General features: G+C 65.5%; 19 protein-coding genes. 18 read left to right on the top strand and 1 reads right to left on the bottom strand.

The genetic code is table 11. The features are described 5' to 3' along the window. Positions 1-61: 61 nt before the first annotated feature. The 6 genes from M1D55_RS21915 to M1D55_RS21890 all read left to right on the top strand — a co-directional run bounded on the left by M1D55_RS21915 (position 62) and on the right by M1D55_RS21890 (position 5,089). Positions 62-634 carry a YqgE/AlgH family protein gene (locus M1D55_RS21915; protein ID WP_006575892.1) on the top strand — a complete coding sequence of 191 codons (573 nt, stop codon included), beginning with the start codon at positions 62-64 and terminating at the stop codon, positions 632-634. Then, positions 627-1,094, top strand: coding sequence for a Holliday junction resolvase RuvX (ruvX, locus tag M1D55_RS21910; protein ID WP_456281826.1), 468 nt, complete (start codon positions 627-629; stop codon positions 1,092-1,094). Before M1D55_RS21915 ends, ruvX begins: the two co-directional genes overlap by 8 nt. After that, complete coding sequence (pyrR, locus tag M1D55_RS21905; RefSeq protein ID WP_006575890.1) at positions 1,091-1,654, top strand: bifunctional pyr operon transcriptional regulator/uracil phosphoribosyltransferase PyrR; 564 nt, start codon at positions 1,091-1,093, stop codon at positions 1,652-1,654. The genes ruvX and pyrR overlap by 4 nt, the downstream gene beginning before the upstream one ends. 118 nt (positions 1,655-1,772) lie before the next feature. After that, positions 1,773-2,744 carry an aspartate carbamoyltransferase catalytic subunit gene (locus M1D55_RS21900; protein WP_006575889.1) on the top strand — a complete coding sequence of 324 codons (972 nt, stop codon included), beginning with the start codon at positions 1,773-1,775 and terminating at the stop codon, positions 2,742-2,744. Between the two features lie 97 nt (positions 2,745-2,841). Further along, positions 2,842-4,152: a dihydroorotase gene (locus tag M1D55_RS21895; protein WP_456281825.1), complete on the top strand. Its 1,311-nt coding sequence runs from the start codon at positions 2,842-2,844 to the stop codon at positions 4,150-4,152. A gap of 130 nt (positions 4,153-4,282) precedes the next feature. Next, complete coding sequence (locus M1D55_RS21890; protein ID WP_456281824.1) at positions 4,283-5,089, top strand: lysophospholipid acyltransferase family protein; 807 nt, start codon at positions 4,283-4,285, stop codon at positions 5,087-5,089. Between the two features lie 47 nt (positions 5,090-5,136). Here the strand turns inward: M1D55_RS21890 and M1D55_RS21885 are convergent, their stop codons facing one another. Further along, positions 5,137-5,985, bottom strand: coding sequence for a symmetrical bis(5'-nucleosyl)-tetraphosphatase (locus M1D55_RS21885; protein WP_232204873.1), 849 nt, complete (start codon positions 5,983-5,985; stop codon positions 5,137-5,139). Positions 5,986-6,221: 236 nt separating this feature from the next. Between M1D55_RS21885 and rfbB the strand changes: the two genes are divergently transcribed. From rfbB to M1D55_RS21825, 12 genes are all read left to right on the top strand, one after another. Further along, positions 6,222-7,286, top strand: a complete 1,065-nt coding sequence (gene rfbB, locus M1D55_RS21880; protein WP_456281823.1) for a dTDP-glucose 4,6-dehydratase — start codon at positions 6,222-6,224, stop codon at positions 7,284-7,286. After that, entirely contained in the window at positions 7,276-8,193 is a 918-nt protein-coding gene (rfbD, locus tag M1D55_RS21875) for a dTDP-4-dehydrorhamnose reductase (protein WP_006575884.1), read from the top strand. Before rfbB ends, rfbD begins: the two co-directional genes overlap by 11 nt. Positions 8,194-8,203: 10 nt before the next feature. Then, a complete protein-coding gene (gene rfbA / locus M1D55_RS21870; protein WP_023264931.1) occupies positions 8,204-9,082 on the top strand; it encodes a glucose-1-phosphate thymidylyltransferase RfbA in 879 nt (292 codons plus the stop codon). Beyond that, positions 9,079-9,666 carry a dTDP-4-dehydrorhamnose 3,5-epimerase gene (gene rfbC, locus M1D55_RS21865; protein ID WP_232204870.1) on the top strand — a complete coding sequence of 196 codons (588 nt, stop codon included), beginning with the start codon at positions 9,079-9,081 and terminating at the stop codon, positions 9,664-9,666. Before rfbA ends, rfbC begins: the two co-directional genes overlap by 4 nt. 105 nt (positions 9,667-9,771) lie before the next feature. After that, on the top strand, positions 9,772-11,187 hold the full coding sequence (locus M1D55_RS21860) for a mannose-1-phosphate guanylyltransferase/mannose-6-phosphate isomerase (RefSeq protein ID WP_006575881.1): 1,416 nt from the start codon (positions 9,772-9,774) through the stop codon (positions 11,185-11,187). Position 11,188: 1 nt separating this feature from the next. After that, positions 11,189-12,019, top strand: coding sequence for an ABC transporter permease (locus M1D55_RS21855; protein ID WP_456281822.1), 831 nt, complete (start codon positions 11,189-11,191; stop codon positions 12,017-12,019). 1 nt (position 12,020) lies between these two features. After that, positions 12,021-12,812 carry an ABC transporter ATP-binding protein gene (locus tag M1D55_RS21850; protein ID WP_456282752.1) on the top strand — a complete coding sequence of 264 codons (792 nt, stop codon included), beginning with the start codon at positions 12,021-12,023 and terminating at the stop codon, positions 12,810-12,812. A gap of 128 nt (positions 12,813-12,940) precedes the next feature. Further along, positions 12,941-14,323, top strand: coding sequence for a phenylacetate--CoA ligase family protein (locus M1D55_RS21845; RefSeq protein WP_456282751.1), 1,383 nt, complete (start codon positions 12,941-12,943; stop codon positions 14,321-14,323). Next, on the top strand, positions 14,320-15,882 hold the full coding sequence (locus M1D55_RS21840) for a polysaccharide deacetylase family protein (RefSeq protein WP_456281821.1): 1,563 nt from the start codon (positions 14,320-14,322) through the stop codon (positions 15,880-15,882). Before M1D55_RS21845 ends, M1D55_RS21840 begins: the two co-directional genes overlap by 4 nt. Continuing rightward, complete coding sequence (wecB, locus tag M1D55_RS21835) at positions 15,879-16,994, top strand: non-hydrolyzing UDP-N-acetylglucosamine 2-epimerase (RefSeq protein WP_456281820.1); 1,116 nt, start codon at positions 15,879-15,881, stop codon at positions 16,992-16,994. The genes M1D55_RS21840 and wecB overlap by 4 nt, the downstream gene beginning before the upstream one ends. A gap of 130 nt (positions 16,995-17,124) precedes the next feature. Next, positions 17,125-18,243, top strand: coding sequence for a glycosyltransferase (locus tag M1D55_RS21830; protein WP_253281388.1), 1,119 nt, complete (start codon positions 17,125-17,127; stop codon positions 18,241-18,243). Further along, positions 18,240-19,232, top strand: a complete 993-nt coding sequence (locus tag M1D55_RS21825; protein ID WP_456281819.1) for a glycosyltransferase family 4 protein — start codon at positions 18,240-18,242, stop codon at positions 19,230-19,232. Before M1D55_RS21830 ends, M1D55_RS21825 begins: the two co-directional genes overlap by 4 nt. The last annotated feature ends 44 nt before the right edge of the window (positions 19,233-19,276 follow it).

Raw genomic sequence — 19,276 nt, 5'->3', positions numbered from 1 at the left:
GCGGGCCCGGACGAGGGAATCTTTTCCGGAACATTGGCGCTGATTTGATAAAATGCAACGCATGGCGACGTCCGCAGCCCCCATCAATCTGACGAATCAATTCCTGATCGCCATGCCCGGCATGGCGGATCCGACTTTTACCGGCGCCGTCGTCTACATCTGCGAACACAACGAGCGTGGCGCGCTCGGCCTGGTGATCAACCGGCCGATCGACATCGACATGGCCACATTGTTCGACAAGATCGATCTCAAGCTCGAAATCCAGCCCGTTGCGCAACAACCCGTCTATTTCGGCGGCCCGGTGCAGACCGAGCGCGGCTTCGTGCTGCACGACCCGGTCGGCGTCTATGTGTCGTCGCTGACGGTGCCCGGCGGCCTGGAGATGACCACCTCCAAGGACGTGCTCGAGGCGGTCGCCAACGGCAGCGGTCCGCACCGCTTCCTGCTGACGCTCGGCTACGCCGGCTGGGGCGCGGGCCAGTTGGAGGAAGAGCTCAGCCGCAACGGCTGGCTGACCGTGCAGGCCGATCCCGAGATCGTATTCAGCGTTCCGCCCGAGGAACGCTTCGCCGCCGCCATTCGCCTTTTGGGCATCGACATCACCATGCTCTCCGGCGAGGCGGGGCATGCCTAGCGCGGACGCGGCCACGCCGCTCCACAAGCCGGCGCCGCAAGGCGCGCCAGTGTCCGCCGTGCCCACCGATGGCACCGTATTGGGCTTCGATTACGGCGAGCGCAAGATCGGCGTGGCGCTGGGCAACTTCATCACGCGCGAGGCGCGGCCGCTGACCATCCTGCCGAACATCACCGTGGAAGGGCGCTTCCAGGCCGTCGCCGCGCTGATTGAAGAATGGGCGCCGGTGCATCTTGTGGTTGGACTGCCCCTGACGCCTGACGGCGGCGAACAGCCGGCGACCAAGCTCGCGCGACGCTTCGGCAATCAGCTCAACGGCCGCTTCAATCTGCCGGTGACCTGGGTCGACGAGCGCTATAGCTCCCTGGAGGCCCAGGCGTCCGGCGCCAGGCCCGGGGCGCTCGACCACGAGGCGGCCCGCATCATCCTGCAACAGTATTTCGACCAACTCCCGCTATGATTTCCAACGTCACTCTCGACGCCGAGGCGCTGTACCGCGCGCTGCGTGACCACGTGCAAGGGATGCTGTCCGCGCCCTCAGGCTCCGCTTCGGGCGGTGCGCCCTGGTCGATCGCCGGCATCTATTCGGGTGGCGCGTGGATCGCGGAGCGGCTGGCCGCCGATCTGCAGTTGCCGCATTACGGCGTGATCAACGTGGCCTTCCACCGCGACGATTACGCGAAGAAGGGCCTGCACAGCCAGGCGCAGCCGAGCACGCTGCCGTTTTCGGTGCAGGACAGCCAGGTGCTGCTGATCGACGATGTGCTGGCCACCGGCCGTACCATCCGCGCCGCGGTCAACGAGTTGTTCGACTACGGGCGGCCTGCGCGCGTTGCGCTGGCCACGCTGGTCGATCGCGGCGGTCGCGAGTTGCCGATCGCGGCGGACTTCGTCGGCGAGCGGATCACGCTGCCGCGCGGCACCAACCTGGTGTTGTCGCGCGAAGGCGAGGGCGCCGGCATCCGTTTTTCCTTCGCCACCGAAACGCTGAACGGCAACCACGATTCCGCCGCGGGCTGAACGGAAAGCAGACCAGCAGGCAGACCAGCAGTAGAACAAGCAGAGCCGCCCGAGCCAACGCAAGCACAGCACCCGCGCACCCGTACCGAGCCAAACCGCACCCGCCCACGCCTCACCCATGACCAAGACGTTCCGCAACCCGCAGCTCACCAGGAACGGCGAGCTCAAGCATCTGCTGTCCATCGAGGGGCTGTCGCGCGACATGATCACGCACATCCTCGACACCGCCAGCCAGTTCGTGTCGCTGTCGGACTCCGACCGCGACGTCAAGAAGGTGCCGCTGCTGCGCGGCAAGAGCGTGTTCAACCTGTTCTTCGAGAACTCGACGCGGACCCGCACCACGTTCGAGATCGCCGCCAAGCGGCTGTCCGCGGACGTGCTGAACCTGAACATCAATGCCTCGTCGACCAGCAAGGGCGAATCGCTGCTCGACACCATCAACAACCTGTCGGCGATGTCGGCCGACATGTTCGTGGTGCGGCATGCCAGCTCGGGCGCGCCCTATCTGATCGCCGAGCATGTCGCGCCGCACGTGCACGTGATCAACGCCGGCGATGGCCGCCATGCGCACCCGACGCAGGGCCTGCTGGACATGTACACGATCCGGCATTACAAGCAGGACTTCACCAAGCTGACCGTCGCGATCGTCGGCGACATCCTGCACTCGCGGGTGGCGCGCTCGGACATCCACGCGCTGACCACGCTGGGCGTGCCCGAGGTGCGTGCGATCGGTCCGCGCACGCTGCTGCCGTCGGGCCTCGAGCAGATGGGCGTGCGCGTCTTCCACAACATGGAAGAGGGGCTCAAGGGCGTCGACGTGATCATCATGCTGCGGCTGCAGAACGAGCGCATGAGCGGCGCGCTGCTGCCGTCGGCGCAGGAATACTTCAAGGCCTTCGGCCTGACGCCCGAACGTCTGGCCCTGGCCAAGCCCGACGCGATCGTGATGCACCCCGGGCCGATGAACCGCGGCGTCGAAATCGATTCGGCCGTGGCCGACGGTCCGCAGTCGGTGATCCTGAACCAGGTCACCTTCGGCATCGCGGTGCGGATGGCGGTGATGGGCATCGTCGCCGGCAACAACGACTGAATGACTGAAGCGCGATCCACCGGGCAATCGTCGGCCTCGTGACGGTCGCCAAGCACCAAAACAAGCCGCAATGGCAAGCGATAGCAAGCGACACGATATGAAGATCCACATCAAGGGTGGCCGCCTGATCGACCCGGCCGGCAATATCGATGCCCAGCAGGACCTGTTCCTGGCCGCCGGCAAGATCGTCGGCATCGGCAACGCGCCGGCCGACTTCCAGGCCAACAAGACCATCGACGCCAGCGGACTGATCGTCTGCCCGGGCCTGGTCGACCTGTCGGCCCGGCTGCGCGAGCCGGGCTACGAATACAAGGCCACACTCGAATCCGAAGTGGCCGCGGCCACCGCCGGCGGCGTCACCAGCCTGGTGTGCCCGCCCGATACCGACCCGGTGCTCGACGAGCCGGGCCTGGTCGAGATGCTGAAGTACCGCGCCCGCACGCTGAACCAGACCCATGTGTACCCGCTCGGTGCGCTGACGCTGGGGCTGAAGGGCGAGGTGCTGACCGAGATGTCGCAGCTGACCGAAGCCGGCTGCGTCGGCTTCTCGCAGGCCGAGGCGCCGATCCTCAACACCCAGGTGCTGCTGCGCGCGTTGCAGTACGCGCAGACCTTCGGCTTCACGGTCTGGCTGCGGCCCGAAGACCCGTACCTGGGCGGCGGCGTCGCGGCCAGCGGCGCGGTCGCGTCGCGGCTCGGGCTGTCGGGCGTCTCGGTGATCGCGGAGACCGTGCGGCTGCATACGATCTTCGAGCTGATGCGCTCCACCGGCGCGCGCGTCCACCTGTGCCGGCTGTCGTCGGCGGCGGGCCTGGAACTGGTGCGGCAGGCCAAGCGCGAGGGGCTGCCGGTCACCTGCGACGTCAACATCCACCACGTCGCGCTGACCGACATGGACATCGGCTACTTCAATTCGCAGATGCGCTTCTCGCCGCCGCTGCGCAGCGGGCGCGATCGCGACGCCATCGTCGCCGCCCTGGCCGACGGCACCATCGACGCGCTGTGCTCGGACCACACGCCGGTCGACGACGACGAGAAGTTGCTGCCATTCGCCGAAGCCACGCCGGGCGCGACCGGCCTCGAACTGCTGCTGCCGCTGACGCTGCGCTGGGCCGACGAACACAAGGTGCCGCTGGTCAAGGCGCTGGGTCGCATCACCAGCGAGCCGGCACGCGTGATCGGCCTGCCGGCCGGCCGGCTCGCGGTCGGCGGCGCGGCCGACGTCTGCCTGTTCGATCCGAATGCCGTGTGGAAGGTCGAGCGCCGCTCGCTGAAGAGCCAGGGCAAGAACTCGCCGTGGCTCGGCTACGAGATGCGAGGCCGGGTCACGGCCACGCTGGTCGGCGGCCAGCTGGTCTACGAGCTGGCGGATCAATCGCGCAACGGCGAGGCGGTGGCCGCCCGCTGACGGCCGCGGGCAGCGCTGTCTTTTCCCGACCAATGCTCCCCTCGCCCGCTTGCGGGAGAGGGGCCGGGGGAGAGGGCGACCGCCACTGGCAAACCATGCCCGCTTGCTCTTGCCACTTCTGCTCCATCCCATGATCGCCCTGCGCAAGCTCGCCCTCTGCCTGCACCTGCTGCGCGGCCTGCTGACCTGCGCGGTCCTGTTCCCTTGGCTCGGCAAGACATCGCGCCAATGGCATATCCGCCGCTGGTCGCGCCGGCTGCTGCGCATCTGCGGCGTCGACATCGAACTGATCGGTCCCGTTCCGGCGACCGGGCGCGGCGCCATGATCGTCGCCAACCATATCTCCTGGCTCGATATCTTCGTGATGCACAGCTGGGAGCCGTCCCGCTTCGTCGCCAAGTCGGAGATCCGCGACTGGCCGCTGATCGGCTGGCTGTGCGAGCAGACCGGCACGCTGTTCATCGAACGCGGCCGCAAGCGCGACGCGCACCGCGTGCTGCACGACATCACCGACTGCATGCTGCAGGGCGATCGCGTCTGCGTGTTCCCGGAAGGCACCACCACCGATGGCGCCGACGTGCTGCCGTTCCACGCCAACCTGATGCAGGCGCCAATCTCTGCGGGCCTGCCGGTGCTGCCGGTGGCGCTGCGTTATTGCGACGCCGCCACCGGCGAGCGTACCGTCGCGCCGGCCTATATCGGCGACTTGACGCTGCTGCAGACGCTCGACGCGATCCTGCACTCGCCGCCAATCATCGCGCAGATCGCGTTCGGCCAGCCGCTTCAGGCGGACGACGGCGGGCGCCGTGCGCTGGCTGAGCATGCGCGCGAAGGCGTGGTCGCGTTGTGCCGGCAACTAGAGGGCGAGACGGCGGTGCCCGCCGGCGGACCGTCCGCCACCGCGGCGGAAACCACGGCCACCGGCAATCCGGTCTGATCGTCGGTGCGCCTGCACACCGACATCCCGTCGAGGGGATGACAAAATCAGCCTAAAGGATCACAATATTGCGGGCAATCGACCTGGATGACCTCGCGGTCGGCCGGATCGGGCGCCAAGCGGGCTGCGGTCAGCCGGCCGCCCCAGACGCAGCCGGTATCCAGCGCCATCAGGTCGGGCCGCATCACCAGCCCCAACGTGGACCAGTGGCCGCAGACGATCGTGGTATCGCCGGTGCGGCGTGCCGGCACGTCGAACCAGGGCAGGAAGCCATCGGGCGCCTTGCCCAATCCCTCCTTGGTCTTGAAGTCCATCACCCCGTCGAGGGTACAGAAGCGCAACCGGGTCAGCGCATTGATCACGACGCGATGCCGCTCGATGCCGCGCAGCCCCTCGTGCCAGCGGTTCGCTGCATTACCAAAAACATCCGCGAGAAATGCTTTCCAGTCCGGTCCCTGTAGCTTCCGCTCGACTTCGCCGGCAAGCTCGAGCGTCTGCTCGACGGTCCATTGGGGCAGCACGCCGGCGTGGATCAGCAGGAAGCCGTTCTCATGGAGGGCCAGCGGCCGGTGGCGCAGCCAGTGCAGCAGTTCCTCCCGGTCCGGCGCCTGAAGGATGTCATCGAGCGTGTCAGACGAACCCGGATTGCGTACGCCGGCGGCGACGGCTAATAGATGGATATCGTGGTTGCCCAGCACCGACTCGGCTCGCTTACCCATTGCCCGGACTCTCCGCAAGGTATCCAGCGACGCCGGCCCGCGGTTTACCAGATCCCCGACGAAGCGAAGTGGCGCATCGTCGGGGATTTTGGTGACAAGTTGTTCCAGGGAGGGACAGCAACCTTGCAGGTCGCCGACGGCGTAGGGGTAAGGGGCTGGCACCGAGGAATGGGGCATAGAGGTAAAAAAGAGAGCCGGAGGCGGCTTTTTGTCGATTGTAAAGAGGGGGGGCGTGAGCCGTTACAACAGGCTACAAAAAGATGACTGGCCCGGGTAATCCCGGGGGGGCGCTCGGATAGAATACCGCCACTTCTGAGAACACTGATGATCCTGCCGTCCCCCAAACGGATCAAGGCGGGCGCCGGGCTATTGTCCCGTTTTCGAAACATATCGATAGTTAGGGAGAAAGGGGTTTGCCGCACATCCTCGTGACAGGGGGCGCCGGTTTCATTGGCGCCAATTTCGTCTTGAACTGGCTTGGCAATGCCGACGCCGACAGCGTCGTCAATGTCGACAAGCTCACGTACGCCGGCAACCTGAAGACGCTTGCCTCGCTTGAGGGCAATCCGCGTCACATTTTCTCGCGCACCGACATCTGCGATCGCGCCGCGCTGGACCGGCTGCTGGCCGAGTACCAGCCCCGCGCGGTCCTGCACTTCGCCGCCGAAAGCCACGTCGACCGCTCGATCCACGGCCCCGGCGAGTTTATCCAGACCAATATCGTCGGCACCTTCACGCTTCTCGAGGCCGTGCGCGCCTACTGGAGCGGCCTCGACGACGCTCGCAAGGGCTCCTTCCGCTTCCTGCACGTGTCGACCGACGAGGTGTTCGGCTCGCTCGGACCGAACGATCCGCCGTTCTCGGAGACGACGGCCTACGCGCCCAACAGCCCGTATTCGGCTTCGAAGGCAGGCTCCGACCATCTGGTCCGCGCCTACCACCACACCTACGGCCTGCCGGTCCTGACGACCAACTGCTCGAACAACTACGGCCCGTATCACTTCCCCGAAAAGCTGATCCCGCTGATGATCGCCAACGCGCTCGGCGGCAAGCCGCTGCCTGTCTACGGCGATGGCCTGAACGTACGCGACTGGCTGTATGTGGGCGACCACTGCGCCGCGATCCGCGAGGTGCTCGCGCGCGGCCGGCTCGGCGAAACGTACAACGTCGGCGGCTGGAACGAGAAGACCAACCTGGACGTGGTCCACACGCTGTGCGACCTGCTGGACGAACTGAAGCCAAAGGCCTCGGGCTCCTACCGGGACCAGATCACCTTCGTCAAGGACCGCCCTGGCCACGACCGGCGCTATGCGATCGACGCCCGCAAGCTCGAGCGCGAGCTCGGCTGGAAGCCGGCGGAGACTTTCGAGACCGGGCTGCGCAAGACGGTGCAGTGGTATCTGGACAACCAGGCCTGGGTGCAGGACGTGATGTCCGGGGAATATCGAAATTGGGTGGCGAAGCAGTATGCGGCGTGAAAGCTCCCGTGTCCCGACCCTTCTCGTCACTGGAAGCAATGGCCAGGTTGGTTTCGAGCTGCGCCGCAGCCTGGCACCGCTAGGCCGCGTCGTCGCGCTGGACCGCAATGCCTGCGATCTGGCCGACCCGGAGCAGCTTCGTCGCGTCGTGCGGGACGTCCGCCCGGACATCGTCGTCAATCCCGCCGCCTACACCGCGGTAGACAAGGCCGAGAGCGAGCCTGAGCTGGCTCACGCCATCAATGGCGTGGCCCCCGGCGTACTCGCCGAGGAGGTGCGGGAGCTCGGCGGCCTGCTGGTCCATTACTCGACCGATTACGTGTTCGACGGCCGCAAGACGAGCCCGTATGTCGAGACCGATCCGGTCGACCCCCAATCGGTCTACGGCAAGAGCAAGCTCGCAGGCGAGCAGGCCATCGCGGCAGCCGGTGCCGATGCACTGGTGCTGCGCACCTGCTGGGTGGCCGGCGCGCACGGTGCCAATTTCGCCAAGACGATGCTGCGGCTCGCGTCGGAGCGCGACGCGCTGCGTGTCATTGCCGACCAGTTCGGCGCTCCGACCACTGCGTCGCTGATCGCCGACGTGACGGCCCAGATTGTCGCGCGCCATTGGTTGCACGGCGATCGCGCGGGCTTCGCTGGAGGCGTCTATCACCTCGCCGCCGCGGGCGAAACGAGTTGGCATGGCTATGCGACGGCGGTGCTGCGCCACGCGGAAACCAAGGGCATTGCGCTGAAGGTCGGGTCCGACCGGGTGGCGGCGATCGCGTCCACCGAGTATCCGCTGCCGGCGCCAAGGCCGGCGAATTCGCGCCTGGATACCAGCAAGTTGCGCGATACGTTCGGCATTCATCTTCCGGACTGGCAGCAGGGCATCGCCCACCTGCTGGACCAGATCCTTTCCTGAGTGGTTCGCCATGCGCAAGGGCATCATCCTGGCCGGGGGCTCCGGCACTCGCCTTTATCCCATCACCCGCTCGGTGTCGAAGCAGCTGCTGCCTGTCTACGACAAGCCGATGATCTACTATCCCCTGTCGACGCTCATGTTGGCGGGGATTCGTGACATCCTCGTTATATCGACGCCGGAAGATACGCCGCGCTTCGCGGAAATGCTCGGCGATGGCAGCAAATGGGGACTGAATCTGCAATACGCGGTCCAGCCATCGCCAGATGGGCTGGCCCAGGCGTTCCTGATCGGCCGCGATTTCATCGGCAATGATCCTTCGACCCTGATCCTGGGGGACAACATCTTCCACGGCCATGACCTGGTCAGCCAGCTGACGCGAGCGTGCGCGAAGGAAGACGGCGCGACGGTGTTCGCCTATCACGTGCACGATCCCGAACGCTACGGCGTGGTCGAGTTCGACGAGAACTTCCGGGCGATGTCGCTGGAGGAAAAGCCGCTGAAGCCGCGCTCGAACTATGCGGTGACGGGACTCTATTTCTACGACAACCAGGTCTGCGATATCGCGGCCGAGATCAAGCCGTCCGCACGTGGCGAACTCGAGATCACCGACGTCAACAAGCGTTACCTCGCGATGGCGCAACTCGAGGTCGAGATCATGGGCCGCGGCTACGCCTGGCTGGACACCGGCACGCACGATTCGCTGCTGGAGGCTGCCAGCTTCATCGCGACGCTGCAGAGCCGGCAGGGATTGATGGTCGCGTGTCCCGAGGAAATTGCGTTCCGCAATAAATGGATCTCCGCCGATCAGGTTGCCGAACTGGCGCGCCCTCTGTCGAAGAACGGCTATGGCGCCTACCTGATGCAGATCCTGTCGGAGGCCATCAAATGAGCCTGAACGTCATTCGCACCGAAATCCCGGAGGTGTTGATCCTCGAGCCCAAGGTCTTTGGCGATCAACGCGGGTTTTTCTTCGAAAGCTTCAACGCCAGGCAGTTCGCCGAGGCGACGGGCTTGAACCGGGTCTTCGTGCAGGACAACCATTCGCGTTCGGCGCGTGGCGTGCTGCGCGGTCTTCACTATCAGATCCAGCATCCCCAGGGCAAGCTCGTCCGCGTGGTCGCGGGCGAGGTGTTCGATGTGGCGGTGGATATCCGCAAGGGTTCCCCCACCTTCGGCAAGGCGGTCGGCGTCACGCTCTCGGCGGAGAACAAGCGCCAGTTATGGGTGCCCGAAGGCTTTGCGCATGGATTCCTCGTGACGTCCGACCATGCCGAGTTCCTGTACAAGACTACCGATTATTGGTATCCCGAATACGAGCGTAGCTTGTTGTGGAGCGACCCGGCCCTGGGCATCGACTGGCCGACCGACGGGAACCCCATGCTGGCCGCGAAGGACGCCGCCGGCAAGCCGCTCGCCGAAGCGGACCTGTTCTCGATGGACGATCCATCGCTGCAGGTGCAGGGGCGCGGCTGACCCGATGCCGGATTCCGACGGGAGTGTGCCTTGCGGCCCAGATCCAACGTCGACATTTGAAACGCAACACCAAGCGCAACGATTGACGCGCATTGTGAGGAACATGTGAGTTTGGTACCCATCATCCTGTGCGGTGGCGCCGGTTCCCGGCTGTGGCCCGTGTCGCGTGAACTGCATCCGAAGCCGTTCATCCGTCTGTCGGATGGTCAGAGCCTGCTGCAGAAAGCATTCTTGCGCGCGGCAGCTCTGCCGGGCGTGGCGGAAATCCTCACGGTCACGAACCGGGAGCTGTTCTTCAAGACGGAGGACGAATTCCGTGCCGTCAATGAACAACATTGCGCTACCTCGTACATCCTCGAGCCGCTCGGCCGGAACACCGCCGCCGCGGTCGCGGCAGCGTCGCTGCGCGTCGCGCAGACCCATGGCGACGATGCCGTGATGCTGGTGCTCGCCGCCGATCATCTGATCGCCGATCAGGACGCGTTCCGCGACGCCGTTCAGCAGGCCGAGGCGCTGGCGCGCGAAGGCCGCATCGTGACCTTCGGTATCCATCCGGAGTCGCCCGAGACCGGCTATGGCTATATCGAGGCCGATGGCAATAAGGTACTGCGTTTCGTCGAAAAGCCATCGCTGGAAAAGGCGCGCGAGTATCTGGCATCGCAGCGGTTCCTGTGGAATTCCGGCATGTTCTGCTTTACCGCGGGCGCCATGCTGCGCGAGCTGAAGGAGCATGCGCCGGATATCCTGCAGGCTACCGAGGCCAGCCTCGCCAGATCGCGCGTCGCCACGGCGAAGGGCTGGGCCCAGGTCGAACTGGAGCAGGAGAGCTTCGCCGCGGTGCCGGAAGACTCGATCGACTACGCCGTGATGGAAAAATGCACGCGGGCCGCGGTGGTGCCGTGCTCCATCGGCTGGAGCGACATCGGCTCCTGGGCCGCGCTGAGCGAACTGTCGAAGGCCGACGACAAGGGCAACCGCGTCGAAGGCGAGGCGCTGTTGCATGACGTCAGCGACTGCTATCTGGTGAGCCGCGACCGGTTGATCGGCGCGGTCGGCGTGGAAGGCCTGATCGTGATCGACACCCCCGATGCACTGCTGATCGCCAACCGGGAACGGGCGCAGGACGTCAAGCACGTGTTCGCCAAGCTCAAGGCGCAAGGCCATGAGGCGCACCGCCTGCATCGGACCGTGCATCGGCCCTGGGGCACCTATACGGTGCTGGAAGAGGGCCCGCGCTTCAAGATCAAGCGTATCGAAGTCAAGCCCGGCGCCAGCCTGAGCCTGCAGATGCATCACCATCGCAGCGAACACTGGATCGTCGTCAGCGGCATGGCGAAGGTCGTCAACGGCGACAAGGAGTTCTTCGTCGCGATCAACGAATCGACCTATATCCCGGCGGGCCACAAGCACCGGCTCGAGAATCCGGGCGTGGTCGATCTGGTCATGATCGAAGTGCAGAGCGGCGAGTATCTCGGCGAGGACGATATCGTCCGCTTCGAGGACATTTACGGACGTGCATGACATGACGGAAACCGCAGCAGCTGAACACAGCTACGACACCGACGATATCACCCGGCATAGCCATAGCGACGACATGCTGGTGGGCATGCGTGCGTCCCGTATCTGGGGCACGCTGGGCTGGCATGACATCCGCCAGCGCTATCGGCGCTCGGTGATCGGGCCGTTCTGGTTCACGTTGAGCACGGCGATCATGGTGATCGTGCTGGGCGCGCTGTACTCGACGCTGCTGCAGCAGGAAATCTCGGACTATCTGCCGTATCTGGCGATCGGCCTGGTGGTCTGGCAATACCTGGCCTCCGTCGCCAACGAGGGCTGTACCGCGTTCATCGGCTCGGCCTATCTGATCAAGCAGATACGCATCCCGCTGACCGTACATGTATGCCGCATCGCGTGGCGGAATTTCGTCATCCTGCTGCACAGCCTGCCGGTGGTGATCATCCTGATGGTGGGCTTCGGTCACTGGCCGACATGGGAGTTCCTGCTCGTGCCGATTGGCCTCGCCATGCTGCTGTTGCACGGCATCTGGGTCGGCGTCTCACTGGGCGTGCTGTGCGCCCGCTTCCGCGATATTCCGCCGATTGTGACGAACCTGGTTCAGGTGATTTTCTTCTTCACGCCGGTGATGTGGATGCCGGAGATCCTGAAGGATCGTTCCTGGATTGCCCACATGAACCCGCTGTATCACCTCATTGAAACGATCCGCGCGCCGATAACCGGCAGGCCGATGCTTTGGGAATCGTGGGCCTGGTCGTTCGGGCTGCTGATTCTGGGATTCGCGTTTGCGCAGTATCTGATGAGCCGATACCGCAATCGCGTTCCATACTGGCTGTAACATCGTGACCTCATCCATCGTTGCAAAAGACATCTCCGTCGCCTTTCCGATCTACGAGAACTCGCACCGTTCTCTGAAGAAGGCCGTGCTGAACCTGACCACAGGTGGCCGGATCGGACAGGATGCCGGCAAGCACGCGATCGTGACTGCGCTCGATCGGCTCAGCTTTCGCTTCGCGGATGGTGAGCGGGTCGCACTCGTGGGCCACAACGGCTCCGGCAAGACCACGCTGTTGCGCACCCTGTCGGGCGTCTATGCGCCCGTCAGCGGCGAACTGCATACGCGTGGCAAGATCGCCTCGCTGCTCGACGTGTCGATGGGGCTGGACCCCGACGCGACCGGATTCGAGAACATCTATCTGCGCGGCATTCTTGACGGCCTGCGGCCTGCGCGCATTCGAAGCAAGATCGACGACATCGCCGAGTTCAGCGAACTTGGCGATTACCTGAACCTGCCCGTTCGCACGTACTCGAGCGGAATGATGCTGCGGCTGGCCTTCGCCATCTCGACCAGTGTCGAGGCCGACATCCTGATCATGGACGAATGGCTCAGCGTGGGCGACGCCGACTTCAGCCTGAAGGCTGCCAAGCGCCTGGACGAGCTGGTCGGCAATGCTTCGATCCTGGTGCTGGCGTCGCATGACCCGAAGCTGGTGGCGCGAGTCTGCAATCGGCAGATCAAGATGGAACACGGCCGGATCGTCTCGGACGAGCCAGTGGCCGCCGCAGCCCCGGCCAAGGAGGAGGCGGCGACAACGGAGGCTGCCGGCCTCGCGGCGAGCTCGGTCGGCTGAGGCGCGTCGGCGGATATCGATAACAAGGACGCCTGCGTACCGACAGGCGCCATGGAAAGCCCAACCCGACCATCGGCGACTTTCCCGAACACAGTGCGGTCAGCCCTATGAGCGACATGACATTTACTATGCGAGCTGATCATCCCCTGCTTCGTTATGGCGAACTCGTTTTTGCTCGCCAGCCGCTGCGCACGCTGAAGGGCGTGGTCGGCGGCTATATCGGCTATCCGATCGCCGAACGGCGGGAGCGCCGCAGCGTCACGCCGAAGGTGGCGGAGCTCCGCCGCTACTACGCCAAGCCGATTGCCGAACGGCGCCGTATCGCGCAAAAGCGGCTTGGAGACATCCTGGCCTTCGCCGGCACCCATGTGCCGTACTATCGCGACCTGTTCCGCCAGGTCGGCTTCGATCCACAGCGTGCGGCCGAGGATCCGCGTCGACTGGAGGTCCTGCCTTACCTGACCAAGGACATCATCCGCGAGCAAGGCGAACGCCTGCTCTCGCGCCCGCTGGCCGAACTGCGGCACCACGCGTGCAAGACGGGCGGCTCGACCGGGCTGTCCTGCACCATCTACTACGATCAGGAAGCGGCCGATTATTCGTCGGCCGTCACGCGCTATGCGCGCGAGCGCATCGGCAAGTCGGGCCATCGATCGGAACTGCATTTCGCCTGTCGCTTTCCCGATATGGCGGTCCCGCAGTGGCCGTCCCGTGAAGACTTCAAATGCTTCGTCAATAACCGAAGCAATATCTTCTTCGACCGCATCGACGATGTCGGCCTGGAAGAGATCTGGCGTACCCTGCAGCGCCGCCGGCCGTATCTGGTCCATGCGCATCCATCGACCATCTACGCGTTGGCCTGCTATGTGCAACGTCGGTACGGCGGCGGAAAGACCTTCGAAGTGTTCGAGTCCAGTGGTGAACTGCTCGAGCCTCACGCCAGGAAGACCATTGCGGCCGCCTTGCAGTGCCGGGTGGTCGACCGCTACGGTCTGGCCGAACTTGGCGTGATGGCCTACGAGCTCGACGGCGAACAGGGCGGCTTCCAGGTATTGGAGTCGGAGGGATGGCCGGAGTCGCGCACGGTCGAGAACAATGCGGACGGTGCGCACGAACTGGTGTTCACCGGTTTCCGCAACCGGCTGATGCCGCTGGTGCGCTATGCCACCGGCGACCTGGCTCGGGTCGAGGAACGTCCGACCGGCTTCTATCTGACCGATGTGGTCGGCCGCATCCACGACGTCGTGCCGATCAATGGCGTCGATCATCCGACCCACCATATCCAGGACATGCTGGACCACCGGGTCGGCGGGATCCAGGAATTCCAGATCGATCTGCGTACTTCGCCGCCGACGCTCCGTATCGTGCTCGAACCGTGGGCCAGTGCGGACGACACCATGGCCAAGCTCAAGGCGTTCTGGGGCGATGCCTTCACCGTGGCGTTTGTCGGCCATGACGACTTCGTGCGGGTTGGATCCCGTGCCAAGTTCCGGCATGTGGTGACTGGATGATCGGCGTCGCCTTTCCCTATTCCGCGCGGGCTGCCGGGCAACTGGTGCTCGCGGCCGTGCGCCGTTCGGTCAGCGCGTCGCAAGCGGCGGCGTTGTCGCGGGGCGCGCTGGCGTCGGTCTCGACGCTGGTAGCGGTCGATATGCCGGATGCCTGGACGGATGACCTGATCGCATGGCTCTCTCGGGGAAGGCGCAAGCTGATCGTGTTTGGCCGTATCTCCGACGTGCTGGCACGCCATCTGGGCTGGCAACCGTCCGCGCTGCCGGACGAGCTCGAGCCGGCCAGCCGCAGCGTGGCGGCACCGCGTTATGGCATGGCGGCGAGCCGTGCCGCGGTGCGCTATAACGGCGCTGCCGCGGCGCTGGGTTTGCCGGCATGGCACCGACCGTTCGAGCGCTTCGATTTTGCCGACGAGTGGAACAACCTCGGCTACGGTGCGATCCGCGCGGACGGTTCATGCTGGAGCATCGCGGTCGGCATGGATACCGGCGCCGACGAACTGGCCGCGATCGACGTCGATGGCCAGCGCCAGGGCAGCTATGCCGCGCTGGCACGGCGCGACGAAGCCAGCGTGCTGTGGTTCAACCGTGCCGCCGGCCCATGCGATTCCTGGGAATGGCGCATCGTCGAGCAGTTCCTGTCGGCGCACGGGGCGGAGACGCTTCCCTGCCATCCCGTGCTGTCCGAAGTGCCATGGGGCCATGACGCCGCCATTACGTCGCGGCTGGATTGCGACGAAGACGTCGAGTCTGCACGCCCTTTGTGGGACGCTTACCGCGAGGCCGGCGTGCCGTTTTCCCTGGCGGTTCACACCAGCACGCTGGAGGACGAGCGCCAGCACGGGCTGCTGCGCGAACTGGTCGCCCAGGGCGGTGCCGTGCTGTCGCATACCGCGACGCACGCCCCGCAATGGGGCGGCAGTTACGAAGCGGCGCTGCACGAAGGCTGGGCCTCGGCGCACCGTCTGCACGCGGTGACCGGCCGCGAGGTCCGCTATGCGGTCTCGCCGTTTCACCAGACTCCGCACTACGCCCTGCAGGCATTGGCCGATCTCGGCTATGCCGGCTGCATCGGCGGCATCATCCGCAACGACCCCGAATTCGTTCTTTCGCGCGGCGGCGAGCTGGCCGATCTGCCGGCGGGCTTTGTCGGCCACAGCCAGCAATGCATGCTGCACGGGGACTGCTTGCTGGCGGAAGGGGATCCGCTGGCCGTTTATCGTGAAGCCTTCGACCGTGCGCATGCAACCGGCACGCTGTTTGGCTATCTCGATCATCCCTTTTCCGCCCGCTATGCCTATGGCTGGGCCGATGAAGCGGCCCGCATCGACGCCCATCGACAATTGATCGCACATATCCGCGCGCGGGCACAGTCGCCGCTCTTCCTGCACGAGGAGGCGGCAATGGATTTTCTGCAATATCGCGCGCGGGCGTCGGTGCGCGAGCAAGAGGGCGCCTATCGTGTCGCCGTGCCGGTCGGCGCATCGAACGGACTGCAACTCGCGGTCGAGTATCACGGCCGCCGGATGTGCGCGACCGGATGGGAGGCATCGCGATGAAAGTCATGGTCGTGATGGGCACCCGTCCCGAGGTGATCAAGCTCGCGCCTGTCGTCGCGGCCCTGCGCGAAGCGGTCGACGTCACGGTCTGCAGCAGCGGTCAGCACCGCGAAATGCTCGAACAGGCGATGTCGTATTTCGCGCTGTCGCCGGATATCGGCCTCGATTGCATGCGACCAGGCCAATCGCTGAACGGTCTGGCATCGCGCCTGCTGGCGGAGCTGGACGAGGCAATCGCCGCTCAACGGCCCGACTGGGTGCTGGTGCAGGGCGATACCACCACGGCCTTTTGCGCGGGCCTCGCGGCGTTCCATCGCGGCGTACGCGTCGGGCACGTCGAGGCCGGCCTGCGCACTGGCGATCTGGCCAGTCCCTTTCCCGAGGAAGCCAACCGCAGCCTGCTGGGTCGCATCGCCGCGCGCAACTTTGCGCCGACCCGATCGGCCCGCGCCAACCTGCTGAACGAGGGCGTCCGCGCCGATACGATCGTCACGACCGGCAACACCGTCGTGGACGCCATCGAAATGGTGCGCGTCGGCTGGGCGGGCCATGCACCGGAGCTGCCCCCCGAACTGCGCCATGGCGGTCCGCAGGTCCTCGTCACGTGCCATCGGCGCGAAAACTTCGGCGACGTGATGCTCGGTATCTGCACCGCACTGCGCGAACTGTGCGGCCGCTATCCCCACCATCGCTGGATCTTCCCCGTGCACCTGAATCCGGCGGTGCGCGAGCCGGTGTTGCGTGAACTGGGCGGCGTTCCGAATCTGTCGCTGGTGGAGCCGGTCGACTATCCGACCAGTCTCTATCTGATCAGCCGCAGCGACCTGGTCGTCAGCGATTCGGGCGGCATCCAGGAAGAGGCGCCGACCTTCGGCGTGCCGGTGGTCGTGATGCGCAGCCATACCGAGCGGCGTGAAGGCGTCGATGCCGGCTTTGCGACGCTGGCGGGCCAGGATCCGCGGTCGATTTGCGCGGCGGTTGCGGACTGGCTCGATGCCCCGCAGCGTGTCGTCGCGTTGCGCGATCGCGCCAATCCGTATGGCGACGGTCGCGCGTCGGCGCGTGTGGTCGCGAGCCTGCTTGATCGGCCGATGGAGGACTTCGGTGGCTGAGGCGATCGACAGGCCCGAAACGGCGAGCGCCCGTCAATCCGCGCCCGCGATAACCGGCGCGGAAGCGGGCGATTGCGTGTTGTTCTCGACCGCCGATTGGGACGAGCCTTACTGGACCAACAAGCAGCATATGACCTGCGAGCTGGCCGGACTTGGCTGGCGGGTCTTGTATATCGAGAGCGTGGGCCTGCGCAGGCCCCGCATGGCGAGCGGACGAGACTGGAAGCGCCTGTGGCGACGGCTCTGGCGTGGCGTGCAGTCCGTGGTGATCGGTCCACCACGGCGCCGCGACAATATCTGGGTGCTGTCGCCGCTGATCGTGCCGGCGAAGCATCATTGGCCTGTCGTTCGCTGGATCAATCAGGCCCTGCTGCGACATGCCCTGGGGCGATTCCTGCGGGCCAGGCGTTTCGCGCAGCCGCTGGTGTGGACCTACCACCCATACATGCAGAACGCGATCGCCGACATGCCGCGCGGTCCACTGGTCTATCACTGTGTCGACGATCTGTCGGCGGTGCCGGGTGTCGACGTGGCGGCGTTCGATGCCGCCGAGCGCAGCTTGCTACAGGCATGCGACCTGGTCTTCGTCACCGCGCGCGCGCTCGAGGAGCGTTGCCGCCCGTTCAATCCGAACACGTATTTTCTGCCCAATGTCGCGGACGATCGCCACTTCGGCAAGGCGCTGGCCGCCGGACCGGTGCCCGACGATCTCGCTGCCATTCCGACGCCGCGTCTCGTTTATCACGGCGTGCTGTCCGACTTCAAGGTCGACTTCGCGCTGCTGCTGGAGGTCGCGCGTCGGCGTCCGGATTGGCACTGGGTGCTGATCGGCGAGCAGCGCGAGGGGCAACAGAGCCAGCTGGTGGATGCACTGGCGGCCTTGCCGAACGTGCATCTGCTCGGCTACCGCAGCTATGCGCAATTGCCCGACTACCTGCGCGGCATGCAGGTCGGCCTGCTGCCGACACTGATCAACGATTACACCAGATCGATGTTTCCAATGAAGTTCTTCGAATACCTGGGGGCCGGCTTGCCGGTAGTGTCGACCCCGCTGGCATTCGCCGAAAGCGGGCCGGCCGGCCTGGAAATCGGCGCCGATGCGGACGCGTTCGAGGCGGCGATCGAGCGTCAGCTGCGGCGCGGACGGTTGAGCGAAGAGGAGGCCCGGCGCTTCGTCGGCGACAACACTTGGCGGGCCCGCACCGCGCGCATGCTCGGACGCGTCCGTACGTTGGAGGCCAGACCATGAAGGTGATGTTCGCCACGTATCCGATGGCGTTCCATACGCCGGGCGGCGGGGAGATCCAGCTGCTGGCCTATCGCAAGCACCTGCCCGCGCATGGCGTCGACGTTTCGCTGTTCGACCAATGGGCGCCGCGTTTTCTCGAGCACGATGTGGTGCACTTCTTCTCGTGCATTGGCGGCTCGGTGCACTTCTGCCATTTCGTCAAGCAGTTGGGGTTGCCGCTGGTCGTGTCGACCAGCCTGTGGATCACCGAAGGGACCCGGCACCTGTACCCGGTGGACGAGATTCGTGCCCAGCTTGCGCTTGCGGACCGGGCCGTCACCAACTCGGATATCGAGAGCGACATGCTGGCCAGCGTGCTGGACCTGCCGCGCTCGAAGTTCGCCACCGTCTACAACGGCATCGACGAGTTCTTCCTGCAGAAGGTCGGCCCGGAAGGGTTTCGGCAACGCTTCGGTATCGACGGTCCATTCGTGTTGAACGTCGGCAATATCGAGCCGCGCAAGAACCAACTGGCGCTGGTGCGCGCGATGAAGCGGCTGCCGCAGTGCAGACTGGTCCTGATCGGTCATCAGCGCGATCCGGGATATGCGCGCCAGGTGCTGGAGGAGGGCGGCGCGCAGGTCAGTTACCTGGGACCGATGCCGCACGACGAAACGCTGCTGTCCGCGTACACCGCATGCGAACTGTTCGCGTTGCCCAGTACGTTGGAGACGCCCGGCCTTGCGGCGCTGGAGGCGGCGGCGCAGGGTGCGCCGCTGTTGCTGACGCGGGAGGGTTCGTGCCAGGAGTATTTTGGTGACCGTGCCGTGTACGTGGACCCGGCCTCGGTGGACGCAATCGCCGACGCCATCAGCGCGATGCTGTCGAACGGCGGGCGCGCGGGCGCGCGGGAACAGGCGGACGCCGCGGCGTCCTCGTTCCGGCCGGAGGCGTTCACCTGGTCGTCCACGACGGCGGCGCTGCGCGATGTCTACCGGCAGCTGATCTAGCCTCATGACGACCGACGCAGCAGATACGTCGCAGATGCGCCGCA

The organism is Cupriavidus sp. JZ107, from assembly GCF_053903255.1.
This window is presented reverse-complemented; position numbering and strand designations above follow the sequence as displayed.

Excerpts from the sequence above, each read along its gene's own strand:
- pyrR (WP_006575890.1), top strand. The coding sequence starts at position 1,091 with ATGATTTCCAACGTCACTCTCGACGCCGAGGCGCTGTACCGCGCGCTG.
- M1D55_RS21825 (WP_456281819.1), top strand. The coding sequence starts at position 18,240 with ATGAAGGTGATGTTCGCCACGTATCCGATGGCGTTCCATACGCCGGGC.
- rfbC (WP_232204870.1), top strand. The coding sequence starts at position 9,079 with ATGAGCCTGAACGTCATTCGCACCGAAATCCCGGAGGTGTTGATCCTC.
- rfbD (WP_006575884.1), top strand. The coding sequence starts at position 7,276 with ATGCGGCGTGAAAGCTCCCGTGTCCCGACCCTTCTCGTCACTGGAAGC.
- M1D55_RS21895 (WP_456281825.1), top strand. The coding sequence starts at position 2,842 with ATGAAGATCCACATCAAGGGTGGCCGCCTGATCGACCCGGCCGGCAAT.
- M1D55_RS21915 (WP_006575892.1), top strand. The coding sequence starts at position 62 with ATGGCGACGTCCGCAGCCCCCATCAATCTGACGAATCAATTCCTGATC.
- M1D55_RS21890 (WP_456281824.1), top strand. The coding sequence starts at position 4,283 with ATGATCGCCCTGCGCAAGCTCGCCCTCTGCCTGCACCTGCTGCGCGGC.
- M1D55_RS21855 (WP_456281822.1), top strand. The coding sequence starts at position 11,189 with ATGACGGAAACCGCAGCAGCTGAACACAGCTACGACACCGACGATATC.
- wecB (WP_456281820.1), top strand. The coding sequence starts at position 15,879 with ATGAAAGTCATGGTCGTGATGGGCACCCGTCCCGAGGTGATCAAGCTC.
- M1D55_RS21885 (WP_232204873.1), bottom strand. The coding sequence starts at position 5,985 with ATGCCCCATTCCTCGGTGCCAGCCCCTTACCCCTACGCCGTCGGCGAC.
- M1D55_RS21840 (WP_456281821.1), top strand. The coding sequence starts at position 14,320 with ATGATCGGCGTCGCCTTTCCCTATTCCGCGCGGGCTGCCGGGCAACTG.
- M1D55_RS21845 (WP_456282751.1), top strand. The coding sequence starts at position 12,941 with ATGCGAGCTGATCATCCCCTGCTTCGTTATGGCGAACTCGTTTTTGCT.
- ruvX (WP_456281826.1), top strand. The coding sequence starts at position 627 with ATGCCTAGCGCGGACGCGGCCACGCCGCTCCACAAGCCGGCGCCGCAA.
- rfbA (WP_023264931.1), top strand. The coding sequence starts at position 8,204 with ATGCGCAAGGGCATCATCCTGGCCGGGGGCTCCGGCACTCGCCTTTAT.
- M1D55_RS21830 (WP_253281388.1), top strand. The coding sequence starts at position 17,125 with ATGACCTGCGAGCTGGCCGGACTTGGCTGGCGGGTCTTGTATATCGAG.
- M1D55_RS21900 (WP_006575889.1), top strand. The coding sequence starts at position 1,773 with ATGACCAAGACGTTCCGCAACCCGCAGCTCACCAGGAACGGCGAGCTC.